Genomic DNA, 12,867 nt, shown 5'->3' on the forward strand with positions numbered 1-12,867 from the left:
GCGCCTTTAGACGCGAGCCCGGGGCCCGTGGGTTATACCCTAAGAGCAAACCACCCTTTTTAAGGGTGGTTCTGATTTACATATTTGTAACAGAGTCAAAATATCCTCATATACTTCGCCCAACTAAAGAAAATCTCGACCGTTAACCGGAATTAGCCCCAAATCGTGCATAAAATGCGCTACTGTATTGCAATACGTTGGTCCGCTTTGTATAACCAGCCAAAACGGCGGACCGCGTTTGAATGGTTCGATTGGGCTGTCTTGACGTTGCCCGACCGAACTTACTTTGTCCTATCTCATAAGGAGGATGGCATGGCTGATTCTATGTTCCACCAGCCCGTTATGGGTCGTCGCGCCTTTGTCGGCGGTACCCTTGCTGCGAGCTCCATGGCTTTTCTTGCCGCATGCGGCAAGAAGGGCGGCGACGCTTCCGGTTCTGAGTCCGGTTCGACGCTGAACTTCTACATCAACAACCCGGTCTGCATCGACCCCTATAACGTCCAGGAGGACCAGGGCACTCAGGTCGAGTACCAGCTCTTTGATGCTCTGACCTCTTATGACGCCGAGAAGGGCGAGATCGTTCCGCTGGCTTGCGAGTCCTTTGAGGCCAACGACGACGCCACCGAGTTCACCTTCAAGATCAAGAAGGCCAAGTTCCACAACGGTGACGACGTTACCTCCAAGTCCTTCAAGCTCGGTTGGGAGCGTCTGGTCAACACCAAGTCGGCCATCGCTACCGAGTACGGCCCTTCCGAGGTCTCCTATCACCTTTCTATGGTCGAGGGCTATGACGACCTGCTTGCCGGTAACGCTACCGAGCTCAGCGGTGTTACTTGCCCCGACGATGAGACCCTCGTCGTCAAGCTGTCTTCCGCTTACGCCGACTTCCCCTTCGTCGCCTCTCACCCGGCTCTGGCCCCGGTTCCCGAGTGCGCCGAGTCCGATGTCAAGAGCTTCTATCTTGCACCGGTCGGTAACGGCCCGTTCATGATGGACGGCAAGTGGGAGGATGGTCAGGAGATCAACCTCAAGAAGTTCGACGATTACTATGGCGACAAGGCCAAGATCGATGGCATCCACTTCCAGGTCATCAAGGACATGGAGACTGCTTACAAGGAGTTCCAGGCCGGTAACCTCGATGTCTGCGACGTTCCCGTTGCTCAGATCGATGCCGCCAAGAAGGATCGCGGCGTGTCCAAGGACGGCTACACCATGGGTGACGGCGAGCGCATGCTGCTCGGCGCCGAGCCTTCCACGTACTATCTGACCTGCAACACCACGGCCGAGCCGTTCAACAACGCCGACCTGCGCAGGGGTATCTCCCTGGCCATTAACCGCGAGGCCATCTGCAAGACCATCTTCAAGGGTACCCGTACCCCCGCCGACGGCATTGTTCCTCCGGGCATCGATGGCTACAAGGAGGGCGCATGGGAGTTCTGCGCCTACGACGTCGACAAGGCCAACGAGTACCTCGACAAGGTTGCTCCCGCTGGCGCTAACGGCGATCGTGGCATTAACGTGACCCTTTCCTACAACCAGGACGGTGGCCACAAGGAGATTATGGAGTCCATCATCGGCGACCTCGCCAAGGTCGGCGTTACCGCCGTCTCCGATACCCCTGAGTGGTCTGCCCTGCTCGAGCAGTATCAGAACTTTAACTATCAGTTCGGTCGTCTGGGTTGGATTGCCGACTACCCGATCATGGACAACTTCCTGTATCCGCTGTTCCACTCCGACTCCCTCGGTGGCGACAACCGCTCTGGTTACAACAACCCCGAGTTCGACGCCAAGGTCGACGAGGCTCGTACTATTGTTGACGACGAGGAGCGCGTCGCTAAGATGCAGGAGGCCGACGCAATGGTCGCTGCCGACTGCCCGGTCATCCCGGTGATGTTCTACACGCACACCATCGTCGGCTCTGATCGCATCAAGCACCTCTATGTCGATCCGCAGAAGCATGCCGAGCTGGGTACCGCTGAGCTCGCCTAAGAGTTTGCAGCTTCCGTGAGGGTCAAGTATTTACGTAGACCTCATGGGAAACATACAGTTCTCCCTAACCTGGGGTAAACTGGCTGATGGTAATTTTGGGATGCCGGTCTGGCGATCGGCATCCCATTTAGGTTAATCCCTAGATAGGGGAGTGGTATGGGTAAGTACATCGTTAAACGTGTGCTTCAGTTCATCCCGGTGTTTTTGGGCGTTACGCTGATTCTGTTCGCCCTCCAGAATATCGTGCCGGGAGATCCGATCAAGCTGATCGGTGGAGACAAGGCTCTGTCCCCCGAGGTGGAGCTTCAGCTTCGCGTCCGCTATCACCTGGTCCAGTCGGACGAGGACGGCAACGCGATCCTTGACGAGAACGGCGATCCCGTTCAAACGTCGCTCGTGGACCGTTACTTGTATTACATGAACGGCCTGCTTCATGGCGATCTGGGCAATTCGTATCAGCGCAAGCTGCCGGTTACGGATATCTTTGCCCAGAAGTATCCGTATACGATCAAACTTGCCGCGTGCGCCATCGTGCTCGAAGCAATTATGGGTATCGGTGCGGGTATCATTTCGGCGGTAAAGCGGTATTCCTTCTGGGATATTTTGGTAACGCTCACCACGTCGATCCTCGTTGCGGTCCCGGCCTTCTGGCTCGGTATGTTGCTGCAGCTGTTCTTTGGCGTCATCCTCAAGGACGCCACGGGCGGTGCAATCTCCATGCCGATCTCGGGTGCCGGCGGTTCCAGCTCTCAGTATCAGGATTGGATGCACTATGTGCTTCCGACCATTACGCTGGCTTCGGTTTCGACCGCTTACGCCGCCCGCATTATGCGCTCGCAGCTGCTTGACGTCATGAACCAGGATTACATCCGTACGGCAAAGGCCAAGGGTCTCTCCAATCGCGCGATCATCGTCAAGCATGCGCTTAAGAATGCACTCATCCCCGTCGTTACCTATATTGGTGTCGACTTTGGCGGCATGCTTTCGGGCGCCATCCTGACCGAGACGGTCTTTAACTGGCCCGGTATCGGCTATGAGGTCTATCGCGCCATTAGCATGCGTGACTGGCCCATCGTTATGGGTGGCGTTACGCTCATCGTTGTCGTCGTCATGGTGATCAACCTGCTCGTCGACATTAGCTATGCATTCCTCGACCCGCGCATCCGCCTTGGCGGTCCGTCGGATAAGGCCTAAGGGAGGTACGTCTCATGCAGGAAACTGATTCTCAGTCTCAGGAGCAGGCTACCGCCACCAAGGCCGCATCTGCTCCCGCCAAGTCCCGCACGCTGTGGGGCGACGCTTTTAAGCGTCTTCGAAAGAACAAACTCGCCGTTATCGGTGTCTGTTGGATCATCATCGTCGTTGTGGTTGCCCTGACCGCAGATCTGTGGGCTAAGCCCTGGCTCGGTTCTCCGACGGCTTCCGACTCGACCACCATGGCCGAGACGTCGCTGCTGGCTCCGTGTGCCGAGCACCCGTTTGGCACCGACGCCCTTGGTCGTGACATTCTCGTCCGCGTTATCTACGGTGCGCGCGTTTCGCTGTCTGTCGGAATTATGGCCACCGCGATCTCCACGCTGATCGGTCTGGTCATGGGTGCTCTGGCCGGTTTCTACGGCGGCATCTGGGATACGATCATCATGCGCTGTGCGGACATCTTCCTGGCGTTCCCGTACGTGCTGTTCGTTGTCGCCATGATCGCCGTTATCGGCCGTGGTCTTCAGAACGTCTTTATCGCCATCGGCATTCTTGGCTGGCCTTCGATTGCGCGCGTCTTCCGCTCTGCAATCTTGACGGTCAAGGAAAACGACTATGTTGATGCTGCGCGCGCGATGGGTGCATCTGATGCTCGTATCGTTGTACGTCACATCTTCCCGAACTCCGTCGCCTCCATCGTGGTCTACGCGACCATGAACATTGGTGGCGCCATTCTGACCGAGTCCGCTCTGTCCTTCCTCGGCATGGGCGTTATTCCGCCTACGCCTTCGTGGGGCTCCATGATTCAGGACGGTCAGCAGTATCTTCTGACTGCTCCGTGGATGATGATCATGCCCGGTCTGGCAATTCTCTCGACGGTGCTCGCCTTCACCCTGTTGGGTGACGGTCTGCGCGACGCCCTCGACGTCAAGATGAAGGACGCATAAGGATGAAGAAGAACAAGAACTATGTGGACCTGAAGGACCAGCCGGTTCCCGAGGGCCAGCATCTGCTCGAGGTCGATGACCTAAAGATGTATTTCCACACCGAGGATGGCGTCGTTCGCGCTGTCGACGGTGTCTCCTACACGCTCGATCGCGGCGAGACCCTGGGCGTCGTCGGTGAGTCTGGCTCTGGTAAGTCCGTGACCGCCATGACCATCATGGGCCTCATCTCGATGCCTCCGGGAAAGATTGAGGGCGGCGACGTTCGCTATCGCGGTCGTTCTATCCTCGAGATGACTGAGGAAGAGATGCAGCACATTCGTGGTAACGATATCGCGATGATCTTCCAGGATCCTATGACCTCCTTGAACCCGGTCTATAAGATCGGCAAGCAGGTGGGCGAGGGCCTTCGTCTGCACCGTGGTTACTCCAAGCAGGAGGCGCTCAAGCGTGCCACCGAGCTTCTGGACCTCGTTGGTATTCCCGAGCCCGAGAAGCGCGTCAATGAGTATCCGCACCAGTTCTCTGGCGGTATGCGTCAGCGCGTCATGATCGCTATGGCTCTTGCCTGCGACCCCGATATCCTGATTGCCGACGAACCCACGACGGCCCTGGACGTTACCATTCAGGCTCAGATTATCGAGCTCATGCAGGAGATGCAGGAGAAGAACGGCAACGCCATTATCATGATCACCCATGACCTGGGCGTCGTTGCCGATATGGCCGACAAGATCATGGTTATGTACGCCGGCCGTCCCGTCGAGTTCGGTACTGCTGAGGAAATCTTCTACGAGAGCCGCCATCCCTACACCTGGGGTCTTATCCGCTCCATCCCGGAGCAGGCCATCGAGGAGAAGAAGCCGCTGACGCCGATTCACGGCAACCCGCCTTCGCTCATGAACCTGCCCGAGGGCTGCGTGTTCTCGCCTCGTTGTCCCTATGCGACCGATAAGTGCCGCAAGCAGCGCCCCGAGCGCGTTGTCACCGAGTCTGGTCATTACTCTGCGTGCCACTACTCCGGTGACCCCGAGTTCCTCAAGAACGCTCCTGAGACGTCCCGTACGCGTAAGGATTCCAAGAAGGGAGGCGAGGCGTAATGGCAGATACCAACGAGCGTACTCCGCTGCTGAAGGTCGAGCACCTCTCTAAGGAGTTTCCCGCTGAGTCCGGCATGTTCGCCAAGCGCTTCTCCAAGCGTGTCGTCTCTGCTGTGAATGACATTTCGTTCGAGATTTATCCGGGCGAGACCTTTGGCCTGGTCGGCGAGTCTGGTTGCGGTAAGTCCACCACGGGCCGCACCATCATGCGCCTGACCAAGCCGACGGCAGGCAAAGTGTTCTTCCAGGGCAAAGATGTTGCCGAGATGAGCAAGCACGAGATCAAGGACATGCGTCGCGAGATGCAGTTCATCTTCCAGGATCCCTATGCTTCGCTCAACCCTCGTATGACCATCGGCGAGATCGTCTCCGAGCCCATGACCATTCACGGCGTGGGCACCAAGGAGGAGCGTATTGAGCGTGTCCGCGAGCTGCTGGACGTCGTCGGTCTGAACCCCGAGCACATCAACCGCTATCCGCACGAGTTCTCCGGCGGTCAGCGTCAGCGTGTCGGCATTGCCCGCGCGTTCGCTCTGAAGCCCAAGCTGATTATCTGCGACGAGCCGGTTTCCGCTCTGGATGTTTCCATTCAGGCCCAGGTTCTGAACCTGCTCAAGGAACTGCAGGACAAGTTCGGTACCGCGTATCTGTTTATCGCCCACGACCTGTCCGTCGTGCAGCACATTTCCGATCGCGTTGCCGTTATGTATCTGGGGAAGATGGTTGAGGTTTCGGACTGGAAGACGCTCTACAGCGAGCCTCACCATCCGTACACGCAGTCGCTGCTGTCTGCCGTGCCGGTTCCCGATCCTGATATCCAGAAGACCCGCAAGCGCATCATCCTCGCTGGCGATCCGCCGTCGCCGCTGGATCCGCCGACCGGTTGCCGTTTCCACACCCGCTGCCCGATCGCTCAGGGTATCTGCTCTGAGAAACTTCCCGAGTTTAAGGAAGTCGCACCGGGCCACTGCTGCGCCTGCCACTTCGCGGAGCCGTTCCCGATCAAGGAATCGCACATCGACCTGTAGTCGGTTGTTCTCGTCCGGGCCCGCCCTGCTCTTAGTTTTCAGAACGTCCTCGACCATGGAAACCCCCTTATCCTGCTCCTTCGGAGCCGCGGATAAGGGGGTTTTCTGGTCTGCGGAATGTTCTGAAAACTAAGTCCAGCACGGGCCCTGTGTTACCACTGCAGAGGGGTGCGATTCCTTGATCGCTCACTTAATCTAATAAGAAATTGAGTGAGGCCGGAGCTTTAGCTCCGACCTCCCCATATAAGGGCTCGGCAAAGCCGAGCCACCAAATTTGCATCAGCCCCCAGAACATGTTTGAGAACTGTGCCTGAAGTATGTATCTGCAGGCCCCGAATCGGTGTTGCCTCCCGGCGCATTCCGCAGGGGGAGCGATATTTTGCAGCACGAAGTGCGCAGCAAAATATCGCTCATGCCCGAGGACGCGCCGGGAGGCAACACCGATTCGGGGCCGGACATACGGATCTACCTGCTCATTTACAAATTCGTAAACTTTTTTGAAAAAAGTGCTTGCACAGTTCTCGAATCATAGGTTATTATCTTCCTCGTTGAACGCGCGGGTCCAACAAAACGGACCACGAATCAACAACATAGCATGTCGGAGTGGCGGAATTGGCAGACGCGCTAGCTTGAGGTGCTAGTGACCGCTTTTTGGTCATGCGGGTTCAAGTCCCGCCTCCGACACCATCGCATTTGAGAAGCCTCTTCGGAGGCTTTTTTGTTACCGATAGACGGTGGGGTCCACGATGGAAACGCTTGAACGCAACGAGTGGGCAGACGTTGCCCAACTGGTCGAGATCACGAGCGATGCTGTCATCATCTGCGAGCTCGACGGAACCATTCTGCATGTGAATAATCGCTTACTTGGTTTGATGTGCGAGGAACGCGCCGACGTCATTGGTGGAGATGTTAAAGACGTCCTGTACTCGTCCGCTTTTGAACGTGCGACGGAACATCGTCTGCCATTTGAAACTGATGGCTCCGAGAACGAACTGATGCTCAAGCTGAGTGACGGCTCTTTTATCCCCGTCTTGGTTCGTGCGGGCTCCGTAACGCCTCCACGCATCTTTGGGCGCCGCGCGCCACGTGTCCTGGTGGCGCTCCATAGCATCGAAGAACAGTATTCGCACGACCGTCAGCTCAAGCGTGCTCTTTCGGAGCTTAGAGTGGCTAACAAGCGCCTCTCTGGCACGCTCTCGGTCATTATGAGTACCGTGGGCTCCGATGAGCTGCCCAGCCTACTTGATACCGTTTTGAACCAGCTTGTAGGAACGCTCGATGCTTCGGGTGCTGCTATCTATTTTTCTGAGAGCGGCGGTTTTAAACTTCGCGGTGTTTCCAAGGAGCTGTACGACAGCTACCTGCCTGAGTTTTTGCCGTATGGCGCTGGCATTCCGACGTATGTTCTTCGTGAGTCGCGTGCCTGTCGCTTGTCGATTCAACAGGACCTTAAGGGTGATAAGGCCGCCTCCGGTATGTTTATGGACCTGGACAATCGTTCTAAGCACCTGTTGCGCATGCAGGATATGCCTCCGTACCGCAGCGAGATCTGTCTTCCCGTTTTTTACGGTACGCAGATCCTTGGCGTGCTGGAAGTTGGTTGGAAACGCCCTCAGGCACCGCTCGCCTATGACGTTAATGTGCTCGAGGTCATTTGCGATTACCTGTCTATCCAGCTGGTCGGCATGGCATCGAGCCTTCGCTCCCGTCGCACGGCCGAGCTTGGCCGCTCGCTCAATGTCTTGCGTGATGAGTTGTTTACCTTTCTAGACGATTCCGCCGCGGCTACCCAGGCGGTATCGTCCGAGATCTGCAATATGCTTAACTGCCATTTTTGCCCTGTTGAGTATGACGCCAGTCTGGATTCCTACGTCATAGATTTTGAAGGTGGCAGTCGCGTTGCTTTGCCGGACGATCCCGAGAAGCTTTTCTTTTCCACGACGGCGCCAGCGGCACGTCTGGGGGCTGGCCCTGATGGCTTTGAGGCATCTGTTTTGGGCGGTACGAGTGCCGAGGACCTTAAACACGTCCGTATAACTCGCGTTGACGAATCGATGCCTATGGGAGGCTGGCTTAGGGCGCATGGTCTGCCTTGTCAAGGTCTCTACGTCGACTCCGGCATCGAGGCGGGGCGACCACGCTCTAAGGGTGATGGCAAGCACAGTAACGACGCAATTGTTCCTGCTTCTGTTGCGAAGAGCCCGACGACGCGCGCGCTACTGCTTCGTGATGGTAGCCAAGAGCCGATTGATGATCTTGAATATGACTACTTGGTGCACTTGGCGCATGACTTTGAACTGATCTACGAAGGCGAATCTCAAAAGCGCGAGGAGCGCCATATCGCTCAGACCCTTCAGATCGGCATGAGAAATTCCCTGGGGGATGTTCCGGGTATCGCAACCGATTCGGTGTACCTGTCAGCCACGAACTCGGCGTTGGTCGGCGGCGATTTCTATACGCTCATCCGTCTTCCCGACGACTGCGCCGTCATGATTCTGGGTGATGTGTCTGGCAAAGGCATTGAGGCCGCATCGATGTCCGCGCTCGTCAAGACGGCCCTGACGGCATATGCGTGGGAGGGCGCTGGACCGGCCCGCATGGCACGCTCTCTTAACAGTATGCTCATGGGCTTTTCGAGGGTCGAGACGTTCGTGACGGCCTTTATCGCCAAGATTGACCTTAAAGCCGGACGCGCAACGTATTGTTCGGCGGGCCATCCTCCGACCATGGTCATTAGGCCAGAGTCGATGCCGCTGGGTGGCGGCGAGGCCCGTGGGGGAGAGGTCGAGCTGCTTGGATGCCAATCGGGTGTAATCGGTGCCTTTGAGAGCATGGTGTACGAGACAGGCGTGTTTACGTTCGCTCCTGGCGACATGCTCTTCATGTATACGGATGGAACGATTGAGGCCCGCGACCGCACCGGAGCGTTCTTTGGCGAGCAGCGCTTGCGCGATCTTCTGCTTTCTGTTTCGGGGGAGGGCGTGTCGGGCATTTGCGGCAAGGTCTTGGGCGAGCTTGACCGATTTACCGAATCGGCGCTGGACGATGACATTGCATTGGTGTCCCTTGAGTTTTTACGGGGTCGTTCATAGATGACGCTGAGCGGGCTGAATCCGCACGGTTGGGGAAACGAATGCATCGAGTGGGCTTTTTTGGGGAACCATGGTCGTATGAATGAGTGGAATGACATAGCGGTTTTGACGCCACCAGGCGATATCGACATCGCCACGGTGCCTGCGCTGCGTCGGCGGTTGGATGCTTTGATTGGCCGCGGCGTGCGTCGTGTTGTCATCAACTGTCAGGCTGTTAGCTTTATCGATTCGACGGGCTTGGCATTCCTGCTTACGCGCGCTCGTGAGCTCATGAGGCGAGAAGGCCTGCTTTCGCTCGTCAATGCATCAGGCGAAGTTGTTCGCTTTTTGGAGATTGCTCGTCTTGTCGATATCCTTCATGTCGCGGGGCCGGCACGGGAGTCTATTCCCGCCATTCCGGTGGGGGAGCTGCCTCGCTGGAGTAAGAGCGTCGAGGTCCGTCAGGGTATCGAGAATCTTCCATACTACCGACATCGCATCGCCGAACTCCTTGAATCGCTTCCGTTGCGCCGTGACGAGCGCTACGATGTCGCATTGGCGTCGGGGGAGGCGCTGGGTAATGCCTATGACCATGCGGGCGGTATCGGGTGCGTCCTGACGGTTCAGGCCTATGGCGATCGCGTTGTGGTTGAGGTGCTTGATCGAGGTGCCGGCTATTCTATCGATGAAACGAGCGAGCCGGTCGCATCCGAGGAGCGCGGCCGTGGTATCAAGCTTATGCGTATGCTCGTCGATAACGTGGAGGTTGCTCGTCGTACGGACGGCGCCGGCACGCGCGTGCAGATGGTGAAGTTGTTTAGCGGAGCACTGGAATCGTGTGCCTAGCCAATCGCTTTAGCGCGTTTGGCTACTAAGAACATGCGGCAGACAAGTTTTTTGAAAAAAGTACTTGCGTCTTTTGGACAACTCGCGTAAATTAATAACCCGCAAGCGGACATGGCTCAGTTGGTAGAGCACAACCTTGCCAAGGTTGGGGTCGCGGGTTCGAGCCCCGTTGTCCGCTCCATTGCATTTCCGGACCGTTTAGGCGGTCCTTTTTCGGCGAAGTGGCCAAGTGGTAAGGCAGAGGCCTGCAAAGCCTTTACCCCCGGTTCGAATCCGGGCTTCGCCTCCAGGCAACATCCGGGCGCTCCGGCGCCCGTTTTGTTTTACATATGCGGACATGGCTCAGTTGGTAGAGCACAACCTTGCCAAGGTTGGGGTCGCGGGTTCGAGCCCCGTTGTCCGCTCCAACTATCTTACGCGGTTCTAACGAACCGCGTTTTTTGTTGACGCTGCGCGGGCTCCGGGCACCCCATCTTGCCCCTCAATCGTCGGTCGCGTACATAAAGTACGCTTCCCTCCTCTTTCGCGGCAACCTGGGGCACCCGGAGCCCGCTCGCTGTCGTGGCCGGGAAAGTGGGTCTTCCGTTCTTTTCATTAATCGGTCGATTCGTCCCAGGAGGCTTGAACCCGAGAGGGGGCGATCGTTTTGGGGCGTGGCTGTGGCGTTGTTTGTCGCGAATGTTCGCTTTGGGCGTATCATCGTGGGCATCTCGCAAAACCTCGTTGCAAGGGAGATACGTCCCATGGCTACAGAAAAGTCTTCTTCGCGCTCATGGATGTCCGATGCCGCGATCTATCAGATCTACCCGCGCTCGTTTAAGGATTCGACTGGTTCGGGTCTGGGCGATATCGCGGGCATTACCCAGCAGATGGACTATCTTGAGCAGCTGGGTATCGAGGCTATCTGGCTGAGCCCGTTTTACCCATCGCCTCTTGTCGATGGTGGCTATGATGTGGCGGACTACTGCGATGTCGACCAACGTCTCGGCTCGCTTGACGACTTCGATGACATGATCGCTGCGGCTCACGCGCGTGGCATCAAGGTCATCGTCGACATCGTGCCCAACCATTCATCCAACCAACACCCCTGGTTCAAAGCCGCTCTTGCCGCCGGCCCCGGATCGCCCGAGCGCGCCCGTTATATCTTCCGCGATGGTCGCGGCGAGCACGGCGAGCTGCCTCCCACCAATTGGAATGCCAACTTTGGCGGCCCCGCCTGGACGCGTGTTGCGGACGGTCAGTGGTATCTGCACATGTTTACGCCCGAGCAGCCGGACTTTGACTGGTCATGCCCCGAGGTTCACGCGTTCTTTTGCGACGTCCTGACATTTTGGAGCGATCGAGGCGTCGATGGCTTTCGCATTGATGTGGCGCACGGTCTTGCCAAGGATCTCGACCGCGATGACCTCGACCGGTGGCATCTCGCCGAGGGCGATGACATGGTTGACGACGGCACCCATCCGCTGTGGGACCGCAACGAGGTCCACGAGATCTATCGCGAGTGGCGCCGCGTGTTCGACCGCTATAATCCGCCGCGCAGCGCCGTTGCCGAGGCTTGGGTGCTGCCCGAGCGCCAGTATCTCTACGTGCGTCCCAGCGAGCTTGGCCAGACATTCAACTTTGAGTTCGCCAAGGCCACTTGGACCTATGATGACATGCACGCTGCAATCGAGAAGGGCTTGAAGGCGGCCATCGAATCCGATTCCGCCTCGACCTGGGTACTCTCCAACCACGACGTGCCGCGCGTGGCGACACGCTATGCCCTGCCGCAAATCAAGGCGACGCGCTACCATCAGATTGCGCTCGACTGGCTCTTACGCGACGGGTCGTCTTATGACGAGGACCGTGAACTCGGCGAGCGCCGCGCGCGGGCGGCCCTTTTGCTTGAGCTGGCGCTTCCGGGCTCGGCATACGTGTATCAGGGTGAGGAGCTCGGCCTTTTTGAGGTGGCTGACATCCCGTGGGCTGCACTCGAAGACCCCACTGCGACCAATACGCGCGGACCGAAGCGTGAGAAGGGGCGCGACGGCTGCCGTGTGCCCCTGCCGTGGGTGGCGGCGGATGATCCCGCGCAGGGCGGATCGTTTGGGTTTTCGCCGGCGGACGCCGATGCAGCGCCCCATCTGCCGCAGCCTGCATGGTTTTCCGATTACGCTGCCGATAGGGAAGAAGCGGACCCGACATCGATGCTTGCGCTCTATCGTGACGCCCTCTGGCTGCGGCGCAAGCTGCGCAGGTGCGCCAACGATCTTGCGTGGCTCGATCTTGACGGGCGCACCGGCCTTGCGGATGGTGCCGAGGGCGCTGAGGGCGGCGTCATCGCCTATCGCCGCGACAACGGATGGGCGTGTGTGACGAACTTCGGTGCAGCACCCGTGGAGCTGCCGGCGGGCAGGGTCCTGCTCACCTCATCACCGCTTGCAGACGGCAGGCTCGCGCAGGACAGCTCCGCCTGGATCATGCTTGGTGAGATATAGGAGCCTCTTGCGGCGAGTTTGCGTTTGCCTGCGCTTTCCGTGGTGGCTGATGTCTTCGCGAGGTTCGCGAGGGCGTCGCAAAACTTTTTAAAAAAAGTTCTTGCATTTGGGTGGATCATCCCGTATATTAAATCCTCGCAGGCGGACATGGCTCAGTTGGTAGAGCACAACCTTGCCAAGGTTGGGGTCGCGGGTTCGAGCCCCGTTGTCCGCTCCAT

At 57.8% G+C, this 12,867-nt stretch carries 8 protein-coding genes and 5 tRNA genes; all 13 read left to right on the top strand.

The features are described from left to right. Positions 1–312 precede the first annotated feature (312 nt). Positions 313–1,989 carry a peptide ABC transporter substrate-binding protein gene (locus tag PMX21_RS09025; protein WP_271759187.1) on the top strand — a complete coding sequence of 559 codons (1,677 nt, stop codon included), beginning with the start codon at positions 313–315 and terminating at the stop codon, positions 1,987–1,989. 156 nt (positions 1,990–2,145) lie between these two features. Further along, the gene (locus PMX21_RS09030) at positions 2,146–3,183 is read left to right on the top strand and encodes an ABC transporter permease (RefSeq protein ID WP_138339839.1); all 1,038 of its coding nucleotides are present in this window, start codon (positions 2,146–2,148) and stop codon (positions 3,181–3,183) included. Between the two features lie 14 nt (positions 3,184–3,197). Further along, positions 3,198–4,133: an ABC transporter permease gene (locus PMX21_RS09035; protein ID WP_035138881.1), complete on the top strand. Its 936-nt coding sequence runs from the start codon at positions 3,198–3,200 to the stop codon at positions 4,131–4,133. 2 nt (positions 4,134–4,135) lie between these two features. After that, positions 4,136–5,227, top strand: coding sequence for an ABC transporter ATP-binding protein (locus PMX21_RS09040; RefSeq protein ID WP_022094887.1), 1,092 nt, complete (start codon positions 4,136–4,138; stop codon positions 5,225–5,227). Beyond that, a complete protein-coding gene (locus PMX21_RS09045; RefSeq protein ID WP_022094888.1) occupies positions 5,227–6,255 on the top strand; it encodes an ABC transporter ATP-binding protein in 1,029 nt (342 codons plus the stop codon). The genes PMX21_RS09040 and PMX21_RS09045 overlap by 1 nt, the downstream gene beginning before the upstream one ends. 597 nt (positions 6,256–6,852) lie before the next feature. After that, a tRNA-Leu gene (locus tag PMX21_RS09050) sits at positions 6,853–6,942 on the top strand. A gap of 59 nt (positions 6,943–7,001) precedes the next feature. Further along, positions 7,002–9,347, top strand: a complete 2,346-nt coding sequence (locus PMX21_RS09055; RefSeq protein ID WP_271759188.1) for a GAF domain-containing SpoIIE family protein phosphatase — start codon at positions 7,002–7,004, stop codon at positions 9,345–9,347. A gap of 78 nt (positions 9,348–9,425) precedes the next feature. After that, positions 9,426–10,172, top strand: a complete 747-nt coding sequence (locus PMX21_RS09060; RefSeq protein WP_055286928.1) for an anti-sigma factor antagonist — start codon at positions 9,426–9,428, stop codon at positions 10,170–10,172. Between the two features lie 105 nt (positions 10,173–10,277). Next, positions 10,278–10,353, top strand: a tRNA-Gly gene (locus tag PMX21_RS09065). Positions 10,354–10,387: 34 nt separating this feature from the next. Next, a tRNA-Cys gene (locus PMX21_RS09070) sits at positions 10,388–10,461 on the top strand. Positions 10,462–10,503: 42 nt separating this feature from the next. Beyond that, positions 10,504–10,579, top strand: a tRNA-Gly gene (locus tag PMX21_RS09075). A gap of 336 nt (positions 10,580–10,915) precedes the next feature. Further along, positions 10,916–12,649, top strand: coding sequence for a glycoside hydrolase family 13 protein (locus PMX21_RS09080; RefSeq protein ID WP_271759189.1), 1,734 nt, complete (start codon positions 10,916–10,918; stop codon positions 12,647–12,649). Positions 12,650–12,790: 141 nt separating this feature from the next. Further along, a tRNA-Gly gene (locus PMX21_RS09085) sits at positions 12,791–12,866 on the top strand. Position 12,867: the final 1 nt, after the last annotated feature.

The sequence above is a fragment of the Collinsella aerofaciens genome, assembly GCF_028209885.1.
Classification (GTDB): Bacteria; Actinomycetota; Coriobacteriia; order Coriobacteriales; family Coriobacteriaceae; genus Collinsella; species Collinsella aerofaciens_BA.

What these genes read in the sequence shown, in the direction of transcription:
- PMX21_RS09025 (WP_271759187.1), top strand. Translation starts at nt 313, where the DNA reads ATGGCTGATTCTATGTTCCACCAGCCCGTTATGGGTCGTCGCGCCTTT.
- PMX21_RS09030 (WP_138339839.1), top strand. Translation starts at nt 2,146, where the DNA reads ATGGGTAAGTACATCGTTAAACGTGTGCTTCAGTTCATCCCGGTGTTT.
- PMX21_RS09035 (WP_035138881.1), top strand. Translation starts at nt 3,198, where the DNA reads ATGCAGGAAACTGATTCTCAGTCTCAGGAGCAGGCTACCGCCACCAAG.
- PMX21_RS09040 (WP_022094887.1), top strand. Translation starts at nt 4,136, where the DNA reads ATGAAGAAGAACAAGAACTATGTGGACCTGAAGGACCAGCCGGTTCCC.
- PMX21_RS09045 (WP_022094888.1), top strand. Translation starts at nt 5,227, where the DNA reads ATGGCAGATACCAACGAGCGTACTCCGCTGCTGAAGGTCGAGCACCTC.
- PMX21_RS09055 (WP_271759188.1), top strand. Translation starts at nt 7,002, where the DNA reads ATGGAAACGCTTGAACGCAACGAGTGGGCAGACGTTGCCCAACTGGTC.
- PMX21_RS09060 (WP_055286928.1), top strand. Translation starts at nt 9,426, where the DNA reads ATGAATGAGTGGAATGACATAGCGGTTTTGACGCCACCAGGCGATATC.
- PMX21_RS09080 (WP_271759189.1), top strand. Translation starts at nt 10,916, where the DNA reads ATGGCTACAGAAAAGTCTTCTTCGCGCTCATGGATGTCCGATGCCGCG.